Below are 23,831 nucleotides of genomic sequence, written 5' to 3'. Positions count from 1 at the left end.
CCTCAACTGATACCAGCGGTAGACGGCAACGGCTTCGACGTCGTGTATGAGCGCACAAGCCAGCTCAGCGTGAAGCAGTGCGCGAGTCTGCTGGAGTGGATTCAGGCGTTTGGCGCTGAGCACCAGGTTCGCTGGAGCCAGAAGGATCTGTGGGAGGGGCGCTACTGATGCTTGCCAAGGAGATCAAACCGAAGAAGTGCAAGGCGCCAGGCTGCGGCCAGCACTTCAAACCGTCAATGACCACGCAGAAGGTGTGCAGCATCGCCTGTGCGCTGGCCATGTCGAAGGATTCGAGGGTGCAGAAGGTCGCGGCCAGGGCCATCACCAAGCAGGCCCGCCAGGAGCTCCAGGCGCGCCGTGAGAAGCTGAAGACTAAGGGTGACCACCTGCGGGAGGCCCAGCAGGCGTTCAACGCTTACATCCGCGAGCGGGACCGTTTGGCGGGGTATCGCTGCATCTCCAGCGGGCGACCCCTGGACTGGAACGGCAACGCCGTAGATGCCGGGCACTATCGCAGCACCGGTGCCGCCCCGCACCTGCGCTTCGACGAGAACAACTGCCACGCCCAGTCGAAGCACGACAACCGATACCTATCCGGGAACGTAGCGGACTACCGGATCGGCCTCATCGAGCGCATCGGCCTGGAAGCTGTAGAGGCCCTGGAAAGGGACCAATCAGCCCGCCGCTACACCATCGAAGACCTGCAGGCCATCAAGGCCCTGTACAGGCAGAAGCTCAAAGACCTGAGGAGGGCAGCAGCATGACACCAGCATGGGGATTCCTGATTTTGGCCACCCTCATGGTGGTGGGTGGAGCGGCGTTGTCCTGGGCTGGGGCAGTGCGCCGCAAGCGTTGCTACGAAGAATTTCTGCTGAAGAAGACCAATCGCATCCAGGGAGAACGACCATGAAAGTAATCAGCGCTCGCCAAGTTTGGCACGACGCACTGCACGAGAACCGCGCATCCGCCCTGGCCGTGGCCGCAGAGCAGGCAGCCCTGGGCAAGAAGGGTGGCTCCGCCGACGTGAAGATCATGGTCATGCTCGAGAATCACGACGGTCAGGAGGTCTGCAAGGTGTACGAGGTTCGCAAGGAAGGGGTGCAGGAAACCCGCCCGGGCCGGCGCCTCACCAACGACCGCTGCGCCCACATGCTGACCGCCGGCCTGGTGCTCCAGGCGATCGATTCCTTGCCGAAGTCGCTGCGCCACCTTGGGCACTTCCTGTACTCGCCGGTGGCCAGCGGCAACGACCTGAGCATATCCCATGGCCTGGTATGGCTTGGAAGCGGCCTGGAAGCGCTCACAGACCGCAAGAAGCAGCGAGCCTACTGGATGGCCATGGCTGCGCTCCAATCGCACAAGATCCTCGTTCACGGCGGCGAGGCGATGGGTCCGGGGGCGGTGTGCATGTTCGTCGAGGATCGCACTGGCGAGAAGATGAACCCGCAGAACTGGGCAAGGGACTGGCAAGAGGTGTGGGATGCTCTCTGCGCCCAGGTCGACAAGCTCGACAAGCAGGCCCTAAAGCCAGTTGCTCGGGTGGTGGAAAGGCTCCGTGAGCGCAATGACGAGGAGCAGGAAATAGCCGCTTGACAGTTTGAGGAGTGTTTTGGCACTATTTCGCCATCGTCATAATTTCGCCTTTGGCGAAAACATTCAAAGCCCGGCCCACAAAGCCGGGTTTTTTATTGCCCGAATAGGCCCTCAAGAGTCCCGGCCAAGCGCCGGGATTTTTGTTCCAGCAAGAAACGCAACTGCAGCCAGGGCAGGCCTCATGGCACGGCCTGCCTGCAAAAGTATGGAGAGGGGAATTTGATCTACTTGGTAGAGGTGGAGAATTTCCGATTCATCAAGATCGGGTATTCGGCAAATGACGATGTGAGCGTTAGGATTTCGCAGCTCCAGACTGGAAACCCTCATCAGATCAATCCGGTTTTTTGCGTGGATGGCACCTTGCGCCAGGAGCAGGCGCTCCACGCTGCAATGGCAGCGGCAATGCTGAGGATTCGGATCGGCATTCCAGGAAATGAGTGGTACCCAGGGAGGCATCCAATCATCAAGGAGATGATTGAGGCGCTTCGGTCTGGGCCAAACCAAGCGATGGCCTTTCTCGACAAGTATCACGCGTCAGTCAAGCAGCCGAGTCCGAATAAGCCTGACCTGACCCCGAATATCAAGATCAAGCGCAAGTGCAGAAGCGCTGCGTAGTAAATCGCGGGTAGAGCAGGTCGCTAGACAGCCCTCCAAGCTGACGATCGGGGTTCGATTTCCCGTATCCGCTCCAATTTCGTTATGTGCTGCTCCGCACGCTTGCCCGGCCCCTCAATAGGGTCCTGCCGGGCCTTTTATTCTAGGAACCACACATGGCCGAACCAGCAAGCACGACTGCCGGCGTCCTGCTGGTGAAGTACGGCGTGATAATTGGCGGCTTCGCAGGAGCGATCCTCTCGCTGACCTTCCTGCGGGGTCTCACTCGAGGCCAGGCAGTCGCGGCCTTCTTCACCGGCTTCGCTTCAGCGATCTTTTGCACCCCGCTCGCCATCACTTACTTCAAGCTTGAGGCAGGCGGAGAAGCCCAATACGGCGTGGCCTTTCTGATAGGCCTTCTGGCAATGAACATCATCCCGGTGCTGAAGTCGCTGGTTGGGTCGTTCGGAGCCAAAGGAGCTACCTGATGAGCTCGACCCTGATTTCAACCCTGATCGGCGCCAATGCCTTCCTGAGCGTGCTGGTGGTGATCGCTGCGTGCGACTACCTGCGCCGGATACGCCCGATGGACCATCCATTGCTGGCTGTCGCGTTCTACCTGGTGGCCATCGGCGCATTCGGCTCCTTCGTCCTGGCCATGAGCGGACATGTGCCCACCCTGTACGGCGTGATCCTCAAGCTGGGCATTGTCCTGTATGCGGTAGCCCGGCGCGGTCATGTGTTCCAGCCGGGGTAGGGCGCCACAAATTTGAGATGCGCCGTTTCGTGGCGCGGGCAAATCAACTACCTCAAAGCGAGGCATCAAAGTCTCAAGGAATTCCCTATGGCGCTGACAGCAAAACAGCAGCGTTTCGTGGATGAATACCTGATAGACCTGAATGCCACGCAGGCCGCCATACGTGCGGGATACAGCAAGAAGACGGCACAAGTCCAGAGTGCTCGCCTGTTATCAAATGTTATGGTTTCTGCTGCGGTAGCCAAGGGCATGGAGTCACGCTCCGCTCGTACCGGAATCACCCAGGATATGGTGCTGCGCGAGCTTGCCAAAATCGGATTCAGCGATATTCGCAAGGTGGTCCGCTGGGGCGAGACGATGGTTCGGATGGTTGAGGGCGAGGATGAGTGCGCCGAAGACATGGTTCCGTACCACGGCCTGGCACTGATCGACTCGACCGAGATCGACGACGACACGGCCGGCGCCATTGCTGAGGTGTCACAGGGCAAGGAAGGGCTGAAGGTCAAACTGCACGACAAGAAGGGTGCGCTGGTCGACATCGGGCGGCATCTGGGCATGTTCGGGCATGGCGGACCGTCTGAGCTTGACGAAGAGCTCAAACGACTGGAGGTCGAGAAGCGCAAGGCTGAGCTGAAAGCCATGCAAGCCGGGTCGCAGTCGTCCAACGCCCAGCTACTTGCTGATCTGATCGCGAGGTTGCCAGGATGAACACCGGTAATCTGATGCTCGATCGCCAGTTGGCCCGCTGGTACAAGCTCAAGGATCACCCGGTACAGCTCGCCCTCATGGCGGCCGTGCCGTCGGGTATCCGTTTCCCTCTGGTGCCTGCTGGCCGACGTAGCGGCAAGACCGAACGATTCAAGCGGTTCCTGGTGAAGCAGGCCACTGCCTACAGCGGGCCGTACTTCGCAGCAGCGCCTACCCACGCCCAGGCCAAGAAGATCTTCTGGGATGACCTCAAGGCCTTCACGCTTTCGAGCATGCACAGCCGCCGGCCTTCCGAGTCGGACCTGATCATCTACCTGGAGAATGGCAGTGAGATCCACGTTATCGGCCTGGACAAGCCGCAGCGGATCGAGGGCATCCCCTGGACAGGTGGCGGCATCGACGAATTCGCGGACGTAAAGCCTGATGCATGGGAGGCCAACATCCTTCCTGCGCTCAATACCGTAAACCCGACGATGCCTGACTACCGGGCCTGGTGCTGGCTGTTGGGGGTGCCTGACGGCCTTAACCACTATTACGACCTCTGCCAGCAGGCCGAGACGGGGCAGGACCCGAACTTCCGAGTGTTCCATTGGAAGTCAGCCGAGATCCTGCCGCCCGACGTCATGGACGCCATGAAGCGCGCCATGTCGCCCAAGCAGTTCAAGCAGGAGTTCGAAGCCAGCTTCGAGACCGCCTCGGGGCGGATCTACGAGGACTACGGCAAACACAACCAGACCTCTGCGACCATTGAGGCGCATGAGCAGCTGATGTGGATGCACGACCAGAACTTCACGCCACTGTCGTCCGCCATTGGCGTCAGGCGCAACAACGGCGCCGACCTGTACCTGCTGGACGAGATAGTCCTGACCAGCGCTATCTCGCGCCAGGCTGCCGTCGAGTTCGTCGAGCGCTACAAGGACCACAAGAACAAGCATGTGCTGATCTACGGCGACCCGGCGGGTAAAGCTGGCGAGAAGCATGGCCACGCCTCGGACTACACCGACATCGAGGCCGTGCTGAAGGCTGCTGGCTGGCGCTATACGCGCAAGGTCAAGCCAGCTCACCCAGCCATCAAGGACCGGCAGAACGCGGTGAGGGCCAAGATCCTGACCGCCTCGGGCGACAGCAGCCTGTTCGTCAACCCTGTTACCGCGCCCTGGTGCCACAAGGGCCTGGCCACCGTCCAACTCCAAGAAGGTTCGACGTTCCAAGAGGACCAGAAGAACCAGTACCAACACATCACAACCGCGATCGGCTACTGCGTCGACGTTGAATGGCCTGCGAAGGGCCGATTCTCCTACGAAGGTGTTTCCTAATGGGCGTAGTCCGATACCTCAGCGACAAGCTGGTCAACCTGGTGGCAAACCTGGGCACCGAGCGCGACAAGGCATCGGGCTCGACGTATGCGCCGGTGATCTTGACCGACGAGCAGCTGATCAATGCCTACCGGGGCGCCTGGTTGCCGCGCAAGATCGTGGACATCCCGGCATTGGACGGCACGCGGCGCTGGCGGGCCTGGCAGGCTGACAAGAAGCAGATCGAGAAGATCGAGGCCGAGGAAGCCCGCCTTGACCTTCGGGCCAAGGTGAAGCAGGCCATGATCAGGGCGAGGCTGTTCGGTGGGTCGGCCATCTTTATCGGCACCGGTGAGACGAACACCACTACGCCGCTCAATGCCGACCGAATCCAGGCAGGCGGACTAAAGTATCTGGCAGTCATGAACCGACGGCAGCTTTCGCCAACTGAGATCGAGCAAGACCCGCAGTCGGAGCGCTTCGGCAAGCCCAAGGCCTACCGACTCGCGGATAGCCAGCTGGAGATCCACCCGTCTCGACTGGTGATCTTCTCCGGTGCTGAGCACCCAGACCCCGATCTGGCGCCGGCCAACATCTTCGGCTGGGGCGATTCGGTGTTGCAGGCGCTGTTCGAGGCCATCAAGCAGTCGGACGGCACTATGGCCAACGTGGCCAGCCTGGTGTTCGAGGCAAAGGTCGACGTCATCCGCATCCCTGACTTCATGCAGAGCCTGCAGGACGATGGGTACCGGAAGCAGGTACTGGAGCGCATCACCCTGGCAGCGACTGCCAAGGGCATCAACGGCACGCTGCTGCTGGACAAGGAGGAGGACTACGAGACCAAGTCTGCGAGCTTCGGCACGTTGCCCGACATCATCGACCGATTCCTGCAGGCCGTATCGGGTGCTGCGGACATTCCGGCTACCCGCTTGCTCGGGCAGTCACCGTCCGGCCTGAACTCCACCGGTGAGGCCGACCTGCGCAACTACTACGACCGCATCCAGGCGCTGCAGGAGCTGGACATCACGCCTGCACTGAAGCTGCTGGATGACTGCCTAATCCGCTCGGCGCTCGGCTCCAGGCCGGCCCAGATCCACTACGTGTGGAACCCCCTCTGGCAGCCGACGGCGAAGGAGCGATCGGAGATCAGCAAGCAGACTGCCGAGACCATCAAGATCCTGGGCGAGACGAAGCTCTGGCCTGAAGACGCGCTGAGCAAGGCGGCCACCACGCTTCTGGTCGAGCAGAGCGTTCTGCCGGGTTTGGAGGCGGCCATCGCTGAGTTCGGGGCTGAACTTCCTGAAGAAGAGCCAGACGACGTTCCGCCCACGCCCTGAGGTAAACCATGCATATCACTGACAAAGTCAGCCTGGGCGATACCAGGCTGAACGATTCCGGCTACCTGGAAGCTTTTGCGCTAACTGCGCGCACCGGTATTCAGCAGTACCTGGGCGTCGAGGTAGGCCGGCCTGACCTGAAGCTCGTGAACGTCTACCGAGACGAGAAGGAGGTCTTCTCCAAGCGCTCGCTGGATTCTTTCTCGAAGATCCCGATGACCAACGACCACCCGGGCCAGCCGGTTACCGCAGCCAACTGGAAGCAAGTCGCCGTGGGAACAACCGGCGACGAGGTTCTACGCGACGGCGAGTACCTGAAGATCGGCCTGAAGATCACCGACGGTGACGCAGTGGCCGCAGTGCAGGCCGGCAAGCGCGAACTGAGCGTGGGCTACAGCTGCGAACTGGTCTGGGAGGACGGGGAAGCCCCGGACGGCACCAAGTACCAGGCCAAGCAAACCAACATCATCGCCGACCACATCGCCATCGTTCAGCGCGGGCGGGCCGGCAGCCGGGCAAGCATTGGCGACTCCTGGCCACAACACACCCCAACCCCCGAGGAAAAACCCATGACCCTGAAGACGGTTACCGTCGACGGCATCCCGGTTGAAGTAACCGACCAGGGCGCCGTTGTCATCGCCACCCTGCAAGGCCGCCTGGCCGACGCCGCCACCAAGCTCAGCACCATCGAGGCTGCGCACGCCACCGCAATGGCAGCCAAGGACGCTGACCTGGCCAAGAAGGACGCCGAGATCGACGACCTCAAGGCCAAGCAGATCACCGACGCGCAGATCGACGAGCGCGTGAAGGATCGCGGTGACCTGATCGCCAAGGCCAAGGCCATTCACGACGGCGATTACGCCGGGAAGAGCGATGCCGAGATCCGCAAGGCCGTGGTCATCGCCAAGATCGGTGATGCGGCCATCGCCGGCAAGACCGATGCCTACATCGATGCGCGGTTCGACCTGTTGGTCGAGGACGCCGCCAAGGACCCGGTTCGCCAGCACCTGATCAATCAGGACGGCAAACCGCCGAAGCCCAATGACAACGGCCAGCAGGCCTACGAGCAGCGTCTGAACGACGCCTGGAAAGGGGGTGACAAGTAATGGCCGTTCAAACCAGCTACACCGCAACCATTCGCGCCGGCCTGCCGGGCATGATCGTGGACATGATCCCGAAGACCCTGATCTCCCGCACCGTGCAGGCTGCTGGCGGGCTGGCCTTCGGTGTTCCGGTCATCCAGGGTACTGCCGATAAGGCCGGCCGCGCCTCAACTACCGGCGACACCGCCGCGAAGTTTGTCGGTATCAGCGTCCGCGATCGCTCGGTCAAGGCTGAGGCCAACCAGTACAGCCAGTACGAATCGGCCCGCGTGATGACCAAGGGCGCTATCTGGGTGACCGCATCCGTGCAGGTTGCCGCAGGTGACCCGGTGTACTTCGTCCCGGCAACCGGCGTGTGGACCAACGTGGCCACCGACAACGTGCTGGTGGCAAACGCACGCTTCGACACCAGCACCACCGGTGCCAACCAAATCGCTCAAGTCCGCCTGGGCTAAGGAGAAACCATGCGACACATTCAGCTCCTCGATGCTCAGGCCGCCCTGGGCTTCGTGGTATCCCAGACCTCGTACATCGAGCGTCAGGTGAACGAGATCGTCTATGCGGACATCCAGTACCCGACGCTGATCCCGGTCGACACCTCGGCCCCCGAGTGGATCAAGACCGTCACCTACTACTCGGCCGACAAGGTCGGTAAGGCCGACTGGATCAACGGCAATGCCGATGACATCCCGCTGGCCAGCACCGAGCGCTCGAAGTTCGAGACCCAGATCCACATGGCCGGTATCGGTTACGGCTACGGCCTGGAAGAGATCAGCCAGGCGCAGATGCTCGGCATCAACCTGACTGCGGACGACGCCATGGCGGCACGCCGGGCCTACGAGGAAATGGTCGACCGCGTTGCCCTGCTGGGTGACTCGTCGAAAGGCTTCTCGGGCCTGTTCAACTTCCCGGGCGTAACCGCCGGCACCGCTGTGACTGGCAACTGGGCCACCGCGACCGCCGACCAGATCCTGGCCGACGTGAACACCGCGCTGACCGTCCAGGCGCAGGGCACCCTGTACACCGCGTTCTCTGACACCCTGCTGCTGCCCTACAGCAAGTTCCTGCTGCTGGCCACTCGCAAGGTGAACGAGCAGGGCCTGGAGTCGATTCTGACCTACCTGCAGAAGAACAACGTCTACACCGCCACCACCGGCCGCCCGCTGCTGATCAAGGGGCTGAACGGCCTTGATACCGCCGGCGCCGGCAACACCGCACGCATGATCAGCTACCGTCGCGACCCGTCGGTGCTGAAGATGCACATCCCGATGCCTCACCGCTTCCTGCCTGTGTACCAGGCCGGCCCGATCCGCTGGGAAGTGCCGGGTATCTTCCGCCTGGGCGGCGTGGACGTTCGCCGTCCTGCCGAAGTCCGCTACACCGACGGCATCTAAGGGGGTCGCATGGCTAAGGTATCCAACACCCATAGCAAGACCCCCATCGGCCTCCCTGACGGCTCCGTGGTGCCTCCTGGCGGCACCATCGATGTGCCGCAGTGGGTCGACTACAGCAACCGTCAAAATCTGGCGTTCTACGTCGAGACCGGCGTGCTGGTGGTCGAGGGCGGCGAGCCTGTCGAACTCAGCAAGGAAGAGCTGTTCGCCAAGATGAAGGCGCTGGGAATCGAGGCTGGCAAGAACTCCAGCCTCAAGAGCCTGCGGGAGCGCCTGGCCGAGGCCGAAGAGAAGGCCAAGGCCGACATCATCGCCAAGCTCACCGAGAAGGGCGTGGACGTGGGCAACGACGTCACCCTGGAAGAGCTGGAGGCCGAGTTGGCCAAGCACCCGTAACAACCCTGGGCGGTTCGCCGCCCACTCATTCGAGGATCAGGCCATGAGCCAGATCAATGCACAGCGCGTAGGCGAACTTGCCGTTGTCACCGGGCCAGGGTTCGAGTTCCACAAGGCAGGCGACCAAGCCGTGTTCAAGCAGACTGGCAAGGTTCCATCGCTGCGAGCGGCCAAAGCCTTCTGCAAGATGTTCACCTCCTGATTCACGGCCTACGGGCCAATTATTCGAGAGCGATGATGGCTGACTACTACGGTACCGTGGCGGGCGCTGACGCCTACCACCAGGCCCGTGGCAATGCCGCCTGGGCGGCTGCTACTGAGGCCGACAAGGAAGCGGCGCTGGCGCGGGCATCAGCCTACATCGACGGACTTGGCACCCAGCTGCCGACCACCGGCTGCGTTCTGTCGTTCCCCGGCCGCAAGGTAGGTGGGCGCGACCAGGCGCTGCAATGGCCGCGCACCGGCGCAACGGACCGAAACGGCGACCCAATCGACTCAGGCTCGGTGCCGCGTGAGGTTGAGCAGGCCGCCTACGAAGGCGCGCTGCGTGAGCTGGTGAAGCCTGGCAGCCTGAACCCTGACTATGTGGCATCCAAGGCCGTCAAACGCGCCAAGGTAGGCCCGCTGGAAACCGAGTTCTTCGGCCCTGATGATGTCGACGGCCAGCCAAACAAGCCCGTGGTCGGCATCATCAACGACATCCTGGCGCCAATCATGGTTCTGCGGTGCCCGCTGCCAGCAGTGGTGGTCGTGTGAATCAGGCAGAGCTCATCCGGCAGATCGAGGGCATGGAGCCAGCCATGGCCAAGGCCTACCTTGACCAGATAAGGGCGACGCTGGATGCAGCGACCATCGCGGAAATCGAACGCCTGATTGCAGCCCGAGACGATTCCGCCCTGGCCGATTTGCTCACGGCTGGAGTGTTCAGCGCGCTGATGGAGTTGATCAGGTCGGGCTATATGGCTGGCGCCAAGGCAGAGGTGAGCAGCGTACCGCGCAGCCTGGGCAGGCAGGAGCTGGATGTGAACGCCGAAGGCGCCCAGTCATGGCTGGCGCAGCACATCGCCACCCTGAAAGCGCAGATGGCCATGGACCAGGTTGATGGCATCAGCGTTACGGTTTCCTATGGCCTGCAGGCCGGCAGAAGCCCGCGCCAGATCGCCCTGGACCTGGCCGGTCGTGTGAGCAAGCAAACCGGTCGGCGCACAGGTGGTACGGTCGGGCTCCCCGGCAACTTTTCACAATACGTTGCTGATGCCCGCACCCAGCTGCGCAGCGGTGATCCTGAGCAACTGCGCAAGTACCTGACCCGCACCCGCCGCGACAAGCGATTCGACGCCATGGTCATGCGGGCGCTGAAGGCCGGCACGCCAGTGGCAAGTGCTGATGCCGACCGCATCGCAGGGCGCTACGCCGACCGACTGCTGCAAACCCATGCACAGATGATCGCCCGCACCGAGGCGCTCGAATCGTTCAGCGCCGGCCGGGACCGGGTGTATGAGCAACTGGTAGAGCGCGGCCTGCCACGCGAAGCCATCGTCAAAGACTGGGAGACCAGGCGAGACGAGAAGGTGCGCAACAGCCACGCCGGCATGCAGGGTCAGACCCGGGCGCTGGGTGAGCCGTTCAGCACGAACTCTGGCGCGCTGCTGCGCTACCCGGGCGACCGATCGCTGGGCGCCGGGTGGGATGAAACTGCGAATTGCCGGTGCCAGGCCCGGTACACCATAAGGGCGAACTATGCGCGACGAGATGCAGGAAATCTTCGGGGAACTATTCGATGACGTCTTCGCGGAGTCGGTGACCGCCTTCACAGGCGAGTACATGGGCCCAGGCGTCGTCGATCCGGTTACCGAGGAAACCACGGCGCAGCCCGTGATCTACGACGGGCGCGGCGTGTTCCATGAGTACGATGAGAAGCGGGTGGACGGGCTGAACATCAAGTTCGGCGACATCCAGTTGATCGCGCTAACCAATGAAGTGGCCGCCCGTCCCGACATCGGCCACCTGGTTGAGACGACCGATAACGTCGGCATTCTCGGTATGCCCGCCAAGGGCTATCGCATTGTTCGCGTGGGCGGTGACCCTGCTGGTGTGCACCATGACCTTCAACTGAGGAAGGCGTGATGGCCAGGCAGAGAGGAGGGCGCGCCTGGAGCGTGCCGCCGTCGGCATTCATCGGAGTGGTGGAGGATGCCCTGGCCGAGAGGCACCGGTCGATCACCTTGGCAATGCTGGGCGAGATTGTGTTGCGGGCCCCGGTCGACACAGGCCGTTTCCTGGCCAACAACATCGTAAGCATCGGCTCGCCGGTCTACTACTCCCTGGATGTCTATGACAGGAGCGGCCGAGAGACGATAGCCAAGGGCGAGAGCGAGCTTTCTGGGCTTGAGCCATACACGGTCACCTACATTCAGAACAACCTGGCATACGCCGGAGCGCTCGAGGACGGCCACTCCAGGCAGGCGCCGGCTGGCATATACGGCATCGCCTTCTACGGCGTTACACAGGCCTACGACAAATGACCTTTGAGCAGATCCGGGCCATCGTCACTGGCCGCATGACGCAGTGGGCGGGCATTCCCTCATCTGCCGTCGACTACCCGAACAATCCGCAAGGCCCATTCAATCCCGCCGGGAAACCCATCTGGGCCAGGCTGGCGGACGTGCCAGGCCTGTCCAGCGCGCCAGAGACCGGCATCGGCCCGTGCGTGCGACGCACCGGCATCATCATGATTCAGCTGTTCGTGCCCAGCTACAAGGGCACGCTGGCAATCACCAAGGCTGCCGACACACTGGTGCAGCACTTCGAGTTCTACAGCGACCCGACCGGGCCATTCGACTGCTACGCGGTATCGGCCAGCACCATCGGCGATGACGGCCATGGCTGGTACCAAGTCAACGTTTCAATACCCTATCGCGCCTACTGAGAGGCAAGCATGTCCAAGACAACCGTGGAGCTGCACCGCAGCTTGATCCGCGCGGCTAAGGCTGCGCTTGCCGCGTGGGAGCGCTGGCTGACATCGAAGGAGAAGGGCGATGAGTGAAAGCATGACCATCGAGCAGGTGCGCGAAGAGCGCCGCATCTTGGCCGATCAGATTCACGGGGCGATCAAGGCCTTCAATGAGAAGACCGGGCTCAGCGTCGAGTACGTCAACCTCCAGTACACCGACCTCACCACCTTCGGCGAGGTAAGCCGGCAGCTCCTGACCTCTGTCGAGGTCGAGCTGAACATCTAAAACCCAAATTCACCGGGCACGCTGATCAGACACGCCGAAAGGCCCCTCTGACCGCCACGCCTCCCCGGATCATTACGATCTAAGGAGGCACCGATGAGTTCGGGCGCTAAGGTCCAGCTTGCCTGGATCAAAGAAGTAACCCCCGGCGTGACCCCGGCCGGCGACTGGAACGTGCTGACCCGCATCAGCAACGGCCTGATGCCGACCTTCAACTCGGAAGAAAACAACGAAATCGGCTTCACCCGCATGTCGCAGGGTACCGCCCAGACCACCGTGGACGTCGGCGGCGATATCGAAACCAAGTGGCGATACGGCGCGCTGGACGAGTTCATGGCCTCCTGCTTCGGCAAGGCCTGGGCGGCCAACGTCCTGACCATGGGCGACGACCGGATCACCTTCTCGATCGCCTCTTACGCGACCGACATCGGCGTATCAGCCATCGCCCGCGGCGTGCAAGTCGCAACCATGAACTTCGATTTCCCAGGTGACAACGAAGTCACGGTCACCACGACCATGGCCGCTCGCTCCTGGGACGACAAGGGCGACAACACGTCGTTCATCCTCAACGCCCAGCCCGAGACCAGCCAGCGCCGCTTCAGCTTCAAGGACATCAGCGGCCTGAAGATCAACGGCGTCCAGGTGGGTGAGGACAACGCCTGCGTCGACAGCTTCAACCTGCAGTTCGACAACAGCGTGCAGACCCAGCGTTGCATCGGCAACGGCAACCCGTACCCGGGCAACATCATCGCCACCACCTTCACCCCTTCAGGCGCGATCACGATCAGCTGGTCGAAGATGGCCTACGAGCTGTGGAAGGCCCAGAAGACCAACGACGCGATCAGCCTGGAATTCACCATCGGCAACGCTGACGGTGGGTATCGCTTCCTGATCCCTGAGATGGAAGTGACCGCTGACTGGCCGGACGGTGGGTCCACCGACATCATCCAGGTGGAGCTGAACTACACCGCCCGCCGCGTCTCCCCGACCATTACCCGCCTGCCGGCGCCGATCGTTGTGGCCGCTGTGGATGTCACCCCGGCCACCCTGAGCCTGGCTGTTGGCGCGACGGGCGACCTCGAAGTCGTGGTTACCCCGGCCGGTGCCAGCCAGCAGGTCACCTGGACAAGTTCGGACGCCACCAAGGTAAGCGTCAGCGCAACCGGCCTCGTCAAAGGCATCGCAGTCGGCTCCGCAACCATCACCGCGACCAGCGCTGCAGACGGCACCAAGACCGACACCTGCGCTGTCACCGTAACCGCTTAACTCTTTGCCTGGCGCACCCTGCGGTGTGCGCCGGGCCTTTTACCGCAGAGGAATACCATGGGCATCACCATTGCAAAGAAGCCTGAGCTTGACCTCAATGGTCAGCGCTGGGTTAAGTTCGCCCCAGGCGCCGAAATTCTGGTCGGCTCCATTGCCAGCCCGATCTACAAGTCACACCAGGCCTTGATCAATCGTCACCTTGCACTGATCAACCAGCAGGCTCGCGTTGGCACCGCCGAATTCAATCTGTCCGAGATCCCCGATGTAGAGCTGGAGACCGACGACGACCTGTTCATCGAGCTGGCGGCCAAGCACCTGATCAAGGACTGGAAGGGCGTAGATGTCGAAGAGCGCCCCGGCGAGCCAGCCCCATACACTCCCGAACTGTGCATCCAGCTGATCAAGCAGATGAACAGTGTCTACTTCCTTGCCCTGCGCACCGGCACCGACATCGCTCGCCGCGTCGAGGAGAAGGCTGCAGCCACCGTGGAAAAGTAGTCGCGGCATACCTGTGGGGCAGGGAGTGGGCGGGGCCTGAGAACGAAAAGAAGCGCTGGAAGCATGAGCGCCTCGGCTTAAAAGTGCAGGATCCACCAGAAATCGACGGGGTAACCGCAGAGATCCTGGAGGCCTACGCCTACATCAGTCGATCCCGGCAGTACGTCGGCATGCTTGGCGCTCCGGCGCCCATTCCACCATCGGCCATTGCCGAATACATCGACCGCTACCCCACGGCGATATGCCGCGAAGAGCTCGACGCCGCAGTCTTCGCGCTGGATGACCAGTTCCGGAAAAGCTGGGACGAGCAGGAGGAGAAGGCAAGAGCGGAATCTGAAGGAAAGAGCAGGCCAAAGAAGCGCTGATATTCATGCGGCTGACATGTGTTAAATTCTGATCATCTTTCAGGGAGATCGAACATGTCGGATTTTCTCGCTTTCTTGATGGCTGTCGCCGCCTTCATTCTCTATTTCGCGCCAACCTTCGTGGCGGCTAAGCGGAAGCACCCGAATGGCACGCCCATTGCCTTGCTGAATATTTTCCTTGGATGGACGTTCATTGGCTGGCTGGCAGCCCTTATCTGGTCTGCTTCGGCAATCAAGACTGAGGCGCAGACCCAGCCTGCGACTGAATCGAAATCCAGCAATCGTTATGGCGAGCTGGAGAAGCTTGCGTCCCTCAAGGAAAAGGGGCACATCAGCGAGGCTGAATTCAACCGAGAAAAGTCAAAGCTACTCGGAAGCTGACCTCCGGTAAGACAAACAACAACCCGCCTTGAGCGGGTTTTTTTACGCCTGGAGAAAGATATGGCGCAGGAATCCCGCCTTGCGGTAACGATCGACTCGCGCGGGGCCAAGCGCAACGCAGATGACCTGACTGGTTCGCTTGAGGGGATGACGCGGGCCGGGGATGCGGCAGCGGCATCGGCGGATGACGTATCCGGCAGCCTGGAGGATCAGCGCAAGGCTCTCACCCAGCTGTTGGGTCAGATCAATCCCACCACTGCTGCCTTGGGTCGGCTGGACGACATGCAGGAGCGGCTTGCCAAGTTCAAAAAGGCCGGAATCGTTGAGAGCGATACATTCGTCGAGTACACGCAACGCATTCACACTATGCGGGACGCGCTGGGCGAAACCTCAGACGGAATGAACAAGGCCGGGATGTCGGCGAAAGCCTACAACGCTGCTCTCAGGGGAATTCCTGCGCAGTTCACTGACATAGCAGTGAGCCTTCAGGGAGGGCAAGCTCCACTCACCGTGTTCCTTCAGCAGGGTGGGCAGCTCAAAGATATGTTTGGCGGAATCGCCCCGGCCGCCAGAGCGATGGGCGGATACATTCTTGGCTTGGTCAACCCATTCACCGTCGCGGCTGCGGCTGCAGCAACGCTGGGCCTGGTCTTCTATGACGTAGAGAAGCAAATCTCAGCGTTCAATAAGGCCTTGTTTTCTGGCTCTGCTGACTCTGGCCAAACAGTGGAAAGCATGGCCCTGATTGCCATGTCGGTTGCGGATATCACTGGTGACCTGTCCGAAGCCAAAAACGCCGTAATAGCCCTTGGCGCAAGCGGAAGGGTCAGCGAGATCCAATTCAGGAATCTTGCGCAGGCATCGGCTTCGATTGCGCAGTTCACCGGGCAGAGCGCCACGGATGTAGCGAAGTCATTTGGCGGGCTTGGAGATAGTGCCACCAAGGCAGCGCAAAAGATCAGCGAGCAGTACGGGCTCATAACCTCTGCGCAATATGAGGTTATTGCTGGCCTGGAGAGCCAGGGAAGGAAGCAGGAGGCCCTGGACTCCCTCAGCGAGAGCCTTAATGCCAATGCCCAAAAAAGACTTCAACGCTATCGAGATTCTTTGTCAGAGCTTGAGCGCGACTGGGATGATATAGGCACCGCGATTAGCAATGCCTACAGCAAGATAAAAGCCGAGCTTTTCCCCGATGACAACAAGCAGATAGAGATAGCGCAGAGGATCCTTGATACAAGGAAACAGGGCGGTTTCACAGGCGCGCTCTCCAACTTGTTCAGCTTCGGGGACAACACAAACCAGGCTCTGCGAACTCAGATTAAGGCGCTTACGGAGCGCCGAGAGGCTGCAGCAGCTGCTGCCAAAGCAGAATCGGCCGAAACGGATGCCAATCAAGGACGAATTGCTGCCGCTGCGCGCTGGGCGAGTTCACAGCTTGAGTACCTCGACAAAGAGTCGAGGAAGCGCACCGAGATCGCTGAGGCTCGAGAGCTTGGGCTTAAAGCGGGGCGAAGCGAGGAGGATATCGCTAAGCGGATCGCTGCGATCGAAAGCAAGTACGCCGACAAGACGAAGCCGAAGACGCCGCGTGAGGATAATCGCGGTGTCGCTGAAGCCCAGAATACGTTCGCCCGCCTGTACAGTCAGTACGACCCGGCCGCCCAGGCTGCTCGTGCGCTGACCAAGGAGCAGGAGCAACTTGACCTTGCTCTGAGCAAGGGCAAGATCAGCCAGGAAGAGTACGGAAAAGCGCTGGCCCAGGCCTCGCTGAACTATGCCGCCGCCATCAAGGGCGCCCAAGGCCTGACCCAAGCAGAGCAATACCGGGCGCAGCTTGAGCGGCAGCTGGCCGGGCAGCGCAGCGAATACAGCATCTCGGCAGCCGGCGTCGGCATGGGCGATCAGCAGACGCAGCGCATGCAGCAGCGCGTGCAGTTGGAGCAGCAGACCAACGACCGCATCCTGCAACTGCGCACTGAGTTGGCCAACGCCACGACGGAGAAGCAGCGGCAAGAGTTGCAGGCGCAAATCGACCTGGAGCAGGAATACCTGCCCAAGCGTCTTGAAGCCCTACAAACCGGCTTCGCCCAGTACGATGCAGCGATCACCAGCCCGCTTAATGGGTGGAATGCGGCCTTGGCCAATTTCCAGGTGAGCGCAGCAAACGTGGCCGGGCAGACGCAGGCCTTGTTCAGCGGAGCGTTCGGCAGCATCCAGTCAAGTGTCGGCAGTGCTTTCGAGAGCATGGCTCTGGACGGCCAGACCTTCGGAGAATCTGTCTCGAACATCACCCGCAGCTTGTTCGGCAGCGTCATCAACTCGCTCGGCCAGATGGCCGCTCAGTGGGCCGTGAACCAGGCAATGCAGGTGGTGTTTGGGCAGACGTCGGCGGCGGTAGCAGCTCAGCAGATCGCCCAAGTAGGCGCTGTGACGGCGGCAGAGACATCTGGTGCGGCCGCCGTTGCCACTGCCAAGGTCGCTGCAGATGGTGTGGCTACCGCTTCCAGCCTCGCCTCAGCCGCGACCACCACTGCCGCACAAACGGCTGCAGCTGGCACCACCCTGGCGGCATGGCTGCCTGCAGCGCTGGTTGCCTCCATCGGGTCCTTCGGTGCTGCTGCCGTGGTTGGCGGCACAGCACTCCTGGCGGCGTTCGCGCTGATCAAGGGCTTCGAGTCTGGCGGCTACACCGGTGGCGGCGGGCGTAAGCAGGTCGCTGGCGTGGTGCACGGCCAGGAATTTGTGGTGAACGCCGAAGGCACCAAGCGCAATCGCGCTCTGCTTGAGGCAATAAACGCTGGAGAGCGGGTTTCGGTCGCTGGAAGTGGCGGCTCTGTGGTTTCCACCAAGTCCTCCGGCAGCAGCCAGGTGCCTGTCACGACTCAGACAAGCGTCACTGTGAACCTCATCGAGGACCGGTCCCGCGCAGGCACAGTAGATCAGCGCACTGGTGATAACGGCCAGCTTGAGATCGATGCCTTTGTGACGGACATCTGGGGTGGCGGCGAGCGTGCCCAGGCACTTGAGGCTGCATATGGATTCACTCGCAGCCCAACCTAACGAGGAATGGCAATGAGCTTAATCGAGGAGTGCTACGCCTCGGGACGTGGCGTGCTTGTCGATACGATCGAAGCGCGAGAGGAGGGCGGCACCATCTCCCACCTCTACTGCTCTGGCTGGGAAGACCGGGTATGCACCACCGAGGACGGCCGCACGCTGACCTTCGTGGCAATGGCCATGGATCTAGGTCTTCCCAAGAACGACAACAGCGCGTTTCAGAACATCATCTTGGGGATGGATAACGTCACCGGAGAAGTGCAGGAAGTGGTCGAGGAAGCCAAAGTGGCGGATGAGCGCTTCATCATCACTTTCCGGCGCTACCTGGCTGAAGACCTTACGTTCCCGCAGGAGCGATACAGGATGACCCTGCTAAGCCGGGAGTATGAAGACGACATCGCCAAGCTGACTTGCGGGTTCATGGACTTGCTTAATACCAACGGCATGCGCGAGTTCCTCACCGCGACAAAAGCCCCCGGCCTGAAGTACATCTGACCATGATCGAGAAATTCATGCGCGCCCCGTATCGCGAGGGTGCACGGGGACCTATTGCCTTCGATTGCTGGGGGCTGTGCATCGCTGTGCGCCACCAGGTATTCGGCATGCCGCTGCTGCCCAGTCTGGGTGCCGTGGGAAAGAACAAGCTCAGGGCCAACACCGAGGCCTATCACGACCTGCGTCAGGGTATGGAGGAGTGCCAACCAGAGCCCGGCGCCATTGCCGCCGTGTTCCGAGGCGCGTTGTGCCTACATGTTGGCGTGGTGGTGCAGAGTGAAGGCCGGCTGAAGGTGTTGGACACGAACCCCGGTGGCGCCTGCCTCCGGACGACCGGCGAGTTCGAAGCCGCTCACCCGAGGGTGGTTTATTACCGATGATCGAATTTTATCCGAACAAGCTGAGTGATACGGCGCCCCTCGGAACCTGGAAGACCGACCGGCGTATGTCCATCGAGGAGTGGCTGCAGTCGCTGGCCCCGTCGTATGAGCGCCGGGAAAGCCCGCCAATCAGCGTACTGCTGAACGATGAGGTGATAGAGCAGCACCTGTGGCACAAGGTGCAATTCAAGCCGTCCGACCTGCTCCAGATCTACCGCGAACCTAAGGGCACAGATCCATTCTCCATCACCTTCGCCCTGTTCAAAGGCGCAAAGGCCGTACTCAAGGCGATCATGCCGAAGATGCCCGGCATGCCGTCCAGCGCCGGCACCCAGCAGGGCGACCCCCTGATGGACGCCAGCGCCAAGGGTAACAAGGTCAAGCTTGGCGACCCAGTGCGGCAGGTAGCTGGCCACCAGCGGGTGTATGGCTCGTACCTGGCGCAGCCGCGCAGGACACAAGTCGCACCGCGCGATCAGCGAATGGAGATGCTGCTGTACATCGGCGAGGGCGAGTACGACATCCCATTGACCAAGGTGAAGGTTGGCGAAACACCGCTGATCTCACTGGGGGCAGACGCGACGTTCACGATTTATCCGCCTGGCGCTGACCTGTCGGCCGATCCTGCCCACATCAACTGGTTCAACGTGCCAGAGGTCGGGGCAAGCTCGAGCGGATCGGCCGGCCTTGAACTGACGATGGCCACCGACCTCACCAGGTCAGCCACTACTTCGGCATATCAGTTCGTCGGCGATACGATCAGCGTGCCTGCCGGTGCCGGGCAATTCCCGGAAGACTGGTCCAGCGGGATCATTATTCGGGCGCTGGCACCATACAGCTATGGGGTAGTCGACGGCGGGGCTGACCGTGACATCGTCCGCGGCCCGCTGGAAATGCTTAATCCAACCCCTGGCATGCTGATCGAGGTGGCTGGAGCTAATGCCGGGATGTATGTGGTGCATAGCTTTACGCCCGCAGAGCCGGCAGTGCCGGCGGATCCTGGCACAGCATCAACGCTGACTGGTTCGTCTCCGCCAAGCCGTTACGACTTCAACGTAACGCCTCTGGGGTTCACACTTTCTCATGCCGGCTCGAACTATCCGGTTACGCTGAGCACTGCGACAACAAACTTGGCCGGGCTCGTCTCAGCTCTGAATGTGCAGCTGACGGGTGTGCCGATCAAGGCCGAGCAGTCCTCAGGCGTGATTCGCTTCGTAGAACTCACTCCGTTCTTCGGTATGCCAATCACGGCTTCCGGCGCCTCGTTAGTGCTGGGATCTGCGCCAGTAGGTGTCACCGGCGCAGCCACTAACGGCGGCACGCCTGCGCAGCCGGCTGAGATGACGCTGAACTACGACGGTGGCGATCCGGTGTTCGGCCTTGCCTTGGGTCAGGGGCTGGCAACTATCGGCCCGCGCGGCCTCCGCTACCGGATCACGGCCTTCAGTAGGAGCCTAATTGAGGTGGAGCGACTGACCGCGTCCGGGTCGGCCGACGACGACTGGCCTGGCTTCAATTCCATGCAGACGGTGAACGGCCTGATCACGCTGGACGCTTCGAACCTGCAAGGTGGTTACCGAGGCCCGTTCGCCTGCTGCCCAGACAACGAGAAGGTCATCGAACTGGAGTGGACCGTAACCTACGCCAATGGCCTTTGCGGCATCGGGCGCGAGGGGCAGATCTACGAGATTCCGACCTACTACGTGTTCGAGTATCGCGACATGGACGTGGCCGGCGCCTGGACTCAACTCCAGTATATGAACGTGGGCGGCTCGCTTGATGCCCAAGGCTTTACTGAGCGAATCGCGCTGCCATACGCCATGCGTGCCGAGGCCCGTATCCGAAAACAGTACGTAGACCGGCCCGGCCGGATCAACGACGAGGCTCGGGATGACGCCACCTGGACGGACTTGCGCGGGCGGATGCAGTACTCGCCTACCAGCTACCCTGGCCTGACAGTCATGACCTGCAACATCCGAGGTGGTGACCGGCTTTCTGCTCAGTCGGAGAGCCAGGTCAGTGTCGAAGCAACCAGAATCCTGCCGCTGATGGAGGGCGGAGCCGGGCCAAGCCGAGACATCGTTCCGTGGTGCATATACCAGCTGAAGCAGCGCGGCTACACGGACGACGACCTAGACCTGCCAGAGTGGCAGGCCTTCCACAACACCTGCGTTGCCCGCGGCGACACCTACGACGAGACGCTGGATGCGACGATCACGGTCAAGGACATGATCAACAACGCCCTGGCGTGCGGGTTCGGTGAGCTGGTCACATTCCGTGGCCTGCTGCGCCCAGTCCGTGACGCTGCCCGCGCTGCATTCGACGTCACCTACGGCCCGAAGACGCAGACCTACTCGCCGCAGAACATGACCAAGATGCTCAAGATCAGCGGCGCCATGCCGTCGATCAACGACTTCGACGGCGTGGACGTAGAGTACTTCTCGCGCAGCACCTGGGCGTGGGAAACGGTCGAATGCCGCTGGCCTGGCGACCTCGGCACCAAGGTCGAGAAGATCAAGGTGCCAGGGTTCAGCGACAAGACAAGGGCCTGGCGGTTCGGCATGCGGCGGCGCGGCCACCAGAAGTTCAGGACTGACGTGTATAGCTGGGAAACCCAACTGGATGGCAGCAACAGCGGCTATCTGAGCTTTGCAGCCGTTGCGGACGACGCGCCAAAGCGGTGTCAGAGCGCAGTGCTAATGGATTACCGAAGCTCTCAGGGCGGAACGATCGTGCTCTCATCGGAGAGGCTTGACTGGTCTGCAGGTGGAGAGCATCGCCTGGCTTTGCGCAAGCTGGATGGGACTCTATGCGGTCCGTTTACTGCGTCGCCTGTCAGTGAATACAGCGCTTTTATAGGGCCGATTGATTTCGTTCCGGTGCTGGCGGGCGTTTCCAACCCTGAGGACGAAGGGCCTTTAGAGCCTACTCACATCCTCTTCGGCCCTGCTGCGCGCTGGGCCTATCCGGTTCTGATCACCAGTTCTGACCCTGCCAACGGCAACGTCTCGATGAAGGGAATGCCCTACGACGGCCGTGTCTACACCTACGACGACCAGTTCCCCCCGGGGTAAAGGGCGCCGCAACCTCAAAATAAACCGGAAGGCTGACCCATGATCCAATACCCAGACGGGTTGTCATTCCCTCTGCGGGAGGGCTACGGGTTCCAGCCCGTCAGCCCCATCGTGCGTACCACGATGGTCAGCGGGCGCGCACGGATGCGCCGACGCTTCTCCAGCGTGCCGACGATCGCCAAGGTGAACTGGCTGTTTTCGGCTGAAGAGGCCCGGCTCTTTGAGGCCTGGTTCGAGTACACGCTTAAATCCGGAACGCTCTGGTTTGAGTGTCCCCTTCAGTCACCAATGGGCTTCGAGAAACTGCGGGCCAGGTTCACTGACATCTACGACGGTCCCACGCTGTTCGGCGTGAGCCATTGGCGCTTCACCGCAAATCTAGAGGTCTTCAAACGGCCGATCTATGACGAGCAGTGGTTCACGATCGCGCCCGAATACCTTTCCCAATCCGACATTGTCGACATCGCCATCAACGAGAAGTGGCCTGGCATGGACGTGTACACGCTCATGACTGAGGACGGCTCTGAGCTGGCTACCGAAGACGGCGACACGATCATCACGGGGTCATAAATGGCTGAGCAAAAACCAATCTCCAAGCTCGACCCTTCAGTCGCAGCGAAGGAGGCGGACCTGTACCCGGTGGTACAGGGCCGAAGCACCAAAAAACAAACGCTGACTAAGCTGCGCGAGGCGATCGTTTCGGCCTGGAGCAATCCGATCAAGGCGCTGCTTGGCTCCACGACGGCAGGCCAGGCCAAGGGCGCAATTGGCCTGGACCAGGTGGACAACACCTCGGACCTAGAAAAGCCGGTGAGTGTTGCGCAGAAGCTGGCCCTCGACCAGAAGGCCTCAAACGCTGAGGTGGCGCCGGCAATTGCCGGGTTCAACGCTCTGGCGAAGACGCGGGATGCGATATTCATCAAGTCGGTAGCGCGGGAACTGGCCCTGAACTTCCCGGACATCGCGGCCGCCTTTGTCGCCGCCGGCAGCCCGAGCCAGGGCAACATTTACCCGCAGGGCCATTGCTACGACGAGTCGGGCCGGATCTACATCAAGTATGCCAACGGCTCCAAGGCCGTGATTGCCTGGTTCCAGGCAACGGGGGTGTACGGCGGCTGGTTCATGATTGCCCCAGGCGGGGAAAGCCTGGTGATCATCACTGAAGGCGGTGTGCGCAAGCTCTACAACAAGGCGGGCACTGATGGGCTGCACGCCTATGACATCAGCACTCTGCCGGCAAAAGGGGCAACCGTGTCTGGTGTCAGCACCGGCTTGACCGGTGTGGGCCTGCAGTACGCCTACGACAGTGGTCGATGGATCATTGAGCAACAACAGGTCGACATGGGGACGGAGGGTTCCCGTACCCGCTGGCTGATTTACGACAAAAACTTCGTCCGCCGGGGCGAGTTCTATGTCGCCAAGAACGTGGTTGGCTGGCAGCTGTCGACCAGCGCGCACTATTCCTACGTGCCGAAGACCCAGGGGGTGGCACTGCAGGGAGGTCGCGTGCTGTTCGGCCTGGGCGGCTCGTATATCCCTGAAACAGACGGCACGGTCGCTTTGCCGGTAGCGGCGATTGGCATGGCGGTGTGCGAGCTCGACGGCTCTCTGGTGGATTACGGGACCGTTCGAGCAGAGAAGATGATGGCGCGGCTGTCGGCAGCTGGCCACCTGTGCCTGCGAACCGAGTCGGAAGGCTTGTCGCTGCGCCCAGACGGTACGATCAGCCACCTCATCATCACCGCTCGCCCGGGGAGCCCTGATGCGGATGTGGGGGGTATCCTGCTGCTCACTGAGTACGACGCCCAGGGCGTGAACTACTCGGATATCAGCGATCCATACACGCCGTTCAACATGGAGCGCAGCGTCACCGGCATCTTTCCGCGTGGGCCGGACGGCAAG

31 protein-coding genes are annotated in these 23,831 nt (G+C 61.4%); all 31 read left to right on the top strand.

Annotation, left to right across the window (positions count from 1 at the left end; translation table 11 throughout):
• The first annotated feature begins 6 nt into the window (after nt 1–6).
• Complete coding sequence (locus tag HP547_RS06595) at nt 7–168, top strand: recombination protein NinB (RefSeq protein ID WP_256676276.1); 162 nt, start codon at nt 7–9, stop codon at nt 166–168.
• Nucleotides 168–764, top strand: a complete 597-nt coding sequence (locus tag HP547_RS06590) for a recombination protein NinG (RefSeq protein WP_172285809.1) — start codon at nt 168–170, stop codon at nt 762–764. The genes HP547_RS06595 and HP547_RS06590 overlap by 1 nt, the downstream gene beginning before the upstream one ends.
• Nucleotides 761–910, top strand: a complete 150-nt coding sequence (locus HP547_RS06585) for a hypothetical protein (RefSeq protein WP_172285808.1) — start codon at nt 761–763, stop codon at nt 908–910. The genes HP547_RS06590 and HP547_RS06585 overlap by 4 nt, the downstream gene beginning before the upstream one ends.
• Complete coding sequence (locus tag HP547_RS06580; RefSeq protein ID WP_172285807.1) at nt 907–1,593, top strand: hypothetical protein; 687 nt, start codon at nt 907–909, stop codon at nt 1,591–1,593. Before HP547_RS06585 ends, HP547_RS06580 begins: the two co-directional genes overlap by 4 nt.
• A 219-nt stretch (nt 1,594–1,812) precedes the next feature.
• Nucleotides 1,813–2,208 (top strand): GIY-YIG nuclease family protein, encoded by a 396-nt coding sequence (locus HP547_RS06575; RefSeq protein WP_170977600.1) that lies wholly within the window; start codon nt 1,813–1,815, stop codon nt 2,206–2,208.
• Nucleotides 2,209–2,363: 155 nt separating this feature from the next.
• Nucleotides 2,364–2,675 (top strand): hypothetical protein, encoded by a 312-nt coding sequence (locus tag HP547_RS06570; protein WP_054881780.1) that lies wholly within the window; start codon nt 2,364–2,366, stop codon nt 2,673–2,675.
• Entirely contained in the window at nt 2,675–2,944 is a 270-nt protein-coding gene (locus tag HP547_RS06565; RefSeq protein WP_054881779.1) for a hypothetical protein, read from the top strand. The genes HP547_RS06570 and HP547_RS06565 overlap by 1 nt, the downstream gene beginning before the upstream one ends.
• An 87-nt stretch (nt 2,945–3,031) precedes the next feature.
• Nucleotides 3,032–3,652: a terminase small subunit gene (locus tag HP547_RS06560; RefSeq protein WP_172285806.1), complete on the top strand. Its 621-nt coding sequence runs from the start codon at nt 3,032–3,034 to the stop codon at nt 3,650–3,652.
• The gene (locus HP547_RS06555; RefSeq protein ID WP_172285805.1) at nt 3,649–4,968 is read left to right on the top strand and encodes a terminase large subunit domain-containing protein; all 1,320 of its coding nucleotides are present in this window, start codon (nt 3,649–3,651) and stop codon (nt 4,966–4,968) included. Before HP547_RS06560 ends, HP547_RS06555 begins: the two co-directional genes overlap by 4 nt.
• Nucleotides 4,926–6,284: a DUF1073 domain-containing protein gene (locus HP547_RS06550; protein ID WP_306139935.1), complete on the top strand. Its 1,359-nt coding sequence runs from the start codon at nt 4,926–4,928 to the stop codon at nt 6,282–6,284. Before HP547_RS06555 ends, HP547_RS06550 begins: the two co-directional genes overlap by 43 nt.
• 8 nt (nt 6,285–6,292) lie before the next feature.
• The gene (locus HP547_RS06545; protein ID WP_172285804.1) at nt 6,293–7,390 is read left to right on the top strand and encodes a DUF2213 domain-containing protein; all 1,098 of its coding nucleotides are present in this window, start codon (nt 6,293–6,295) and stop codon (nt 7,388–7,390) included.
• Entirely contained in the window at nt 7,390–7,842 is a 453-nt protein-coding gene (locus HP547_RS06540; RefSeq protein ID WP_172285802.1) for a DUF2190 family protein, read from the top strand. The genes HP547_RS06545 and HP547_RS06540 overlap by 1 nt, the downstream gene beginning before the upstream one ends.
• A 9-nt stretch (nt 7,843–7,851) precedes the next feature.
• Complete coding sequence (locus HP547_RS06535) at nt 7,852–8,781, top strand: DUF2184 domain-containing protein (RefSeq protein WP_172285801.1); 930 nt, start codon at nt 7,852–7,854, stop codon at nt 8,779–8,781.
• Between the two features lie 9 nt (nt 8,782–8,790).
• Nucleotides 8,791–9,177 carry a hypothetical protein gene (locus HP547_RS06530; RefSeq protein ID WP_172285800.1) on the top strand — a complete coding sequence of 129 codons (387 nt, stop codon included), beginning with the start codon at nt 8,791–8,793 and terminating at the stop codon, nt 9,175–9,177.
• 43 nt (nt 9,178–9,220) lie between these two features.
• Nucleotides 9,221–9,379, top strand: a complete 159-nt coding sequence (locus tag HP547_RS06525; RefSeq protein ID WP_172285798.1) for a hypothetical protein — start codon at nt 9,221–9,223, stop codon at nt 9,377–9,379.
• Between the two features lie 35 nt (nt 9,380–9,414).
• Complete coding sequence (locus HP547_RS06520; RefSeq protein WP_172285797.1) at nt 9,415–9,933, top strand: DnaT-like ssDNA-binding protein; 519 nt, start codon at nt 9,415–9,417, stop codon at nt 9,931–9,933.
• A gap of 44 nt (nt 9,934–9,977) precedes the next feature.
• On the top strand, nt 9,978–10,961 hold the full coding sequence (locus HP547_RS06515) for a phage head morphogenesis protein (protein ID WP_256676275.1): 984 nt from the start codon (nt 9,978–9,980) through the stop codon (nt 10,959–10,961).
• Nucleotides 10,918–11,304 carry a hypothetical protein gene (locus tag HP547_RS06510; protein WP_172285793.1) on the top strand — a complete coding sequence of 129 codons (387 nt, stop codon included), beginning with the start codon at nt 10,918–10,920 and terminating at the stop codon, nt 11,302–11,304. The genes HP547_RS06515 and HP547_RS06510 overlap by 44 nt, the downstream gene beginning before the upstream one ends.
• Nucleotides 11,304–11,702, top strand: a complete 399-nt coding sequence (locus tag HP547_RS06505) for an HK97 gp10 family phage protein (RefSeq protein ID WP_172285792.1) — start codon at nt 11,304–11,306, stop codon at nt 11,700–11,702. The genes HP547_RS06510 and HP547_RS06505 overlap by 1 nt, the downstream gene beginning before the upstream one ends.
• Nucleotides 11,699–12,106, top strand: coding sequence for a phage tail terminator-like protein (locus HP547_RS06500; RefSeq protein WP_172285791.1), 408 nt, complete (start codon nt 11,699–11,701; stop codon nt 12,104–12,106). The genes HP547_RS06505 and HP547_RS06500 overlap by 4 nt, the downstream gene beginning before the upstream one ends.
• Nucleotides 12,107–12,215: 109 nt before the next feature.
• Nucleotides 12,216–12,416: a hypothetical protein gene (locus tag HP547_RS06495; RefSeq protein WP_172285790.1), complete on the top strand. Its 201-nt coding sequence runs from the start codon at nt 12,216–12,218 to the stop codon at nt 12,414–12,416.
• A gap of 93 nt (nt 12,417–12,509) precedes the next feature.
• A complete protein-coding gene (locus tag HP547_RS06490; protein WP_172285789.1) occupies nt 12,510–13,679 on the top strand; it encodes a phage tail tube protein in 1,170 nt (389 codons plus the stop codon).
• A gap of 57 nt (nt 13,680–13,736) precedes the next feature.
• Nucleotides 13,737–14,177 carry a hypothetical protein gene (locus tag HP547_RS06485; RefSeq protein WP_172285788.1) on the top strand — a complete coding sequence of 147 codons (441 nt, stop codon included), beginning with the start codon at nt 13,737–13,739 and terminating at the stop codon, nt 14,175–14,177.
• 83 nt (nt 14,178–14,260) lie between these two features.
• A complete protein-coding gene (locus HP547_RS06480; RefSeq protein WP_372242864.1) occupies nt 14,261–14,542 on the top strand; it encodes a hypothetical protein in 282 nt (93 codons plus the stop codon).
• 54 nt (nt 14,543–14,596) lie between these two features.
• Nucleotides 14,597–14,923 (top strand): superinfection immunity protein, encoded by a 327-nt coding sequence (locus tag HP547_RS06475; protein ID WP_172285787.1) that lies wholly within the window; start codon nt 14,597–14,599, stop codon nt 14,921–14,923.
• Nucleotides 14,924–14,983: 60 nt separating this feature from the next.
• A complete protein-coding gene (locus HP547_RS06470) occupies nt 14,984–17,983 on the top strand; it encodes a phage tail length tape measure family protein (RefSeq protein ID WP_256676274.1) in 3,000 nt (999 codons plus the stop codon).
• Between the two features lie 12 nt (nt 17,984–17,995).
• Nucleotides 17,996–18,475 (top strand): DUF1833 family protein, encoded by a 480-nt coding sequence (locus HP547_RS06465; RefSeq protein WP_172285786.1) that lies wholly within the window; start codon nt 17,996–17,998, stop codon nt 18,473–18,475.
• 2 nt (nt 18,476–18,477) lie between these two features.
• Nucleotides 18,478–18,855, top strand: coding sequence for a hypothetical protein (locus HP547_RS06460; RefSeq protein ID WP_172285785.1), 378 nt, complete (start codon nt 18,478–18,480; stop codon nt 18,853–18,855).
• Nucleotides 18,852–21,929 carry a host specificity factor TipJ family phage tail protein gene (locus HP547_RS06455; RefSeq protein WP_172285784.1) on the top strand — a complete coding sequence of 1,026 codons (3,078 nt, stop codon included), beginning with the start codon at nt 18,852–18,854 and terminating at the stop codon, nt 21,927–21,929. The genes HP547_RS06460 and HP547_RS06455 overlap by 4 nt, the downstream gene beginning before the upstream one ends.
• A 39-nt stretch (nt 21,930–21,968) precedes the next feature.
• Nucleotides 21,969–22,499 carry a hypothetical protein gene (locus HP547_RS06450; protein ID WP_306139918.1) on the top strand — a complete coding sequence of 177 codons (531 nt, stop codon included), beginning with the start codon at nt 21,969–21,971 and terminating at the stop codon, nt 22,497–22,499.
• A partial coding sequence (locus HP547_RS06445; protein WP_218583467.1) for a hypothetical protein occupies nt 22,500–23,831 on the top strand: 1,332 nt, incomplete at its 3' end.

The sequence above is a fragment of the Pseudomonas sp. CM27 genome (assembly GCF_013179515.1).
Taxonomy (GTDB): Bacteria; Pseudomonadota; Gammaproteobacteria; order Pseudomonadales; family Pseudomonadaceae; genus Aquipseudomonas.
The sequence above is the reverse complement of the archived record's forward strand: the minus strand, read 5'-3'. Positions and strand labels throughout refer to the sequence as shown.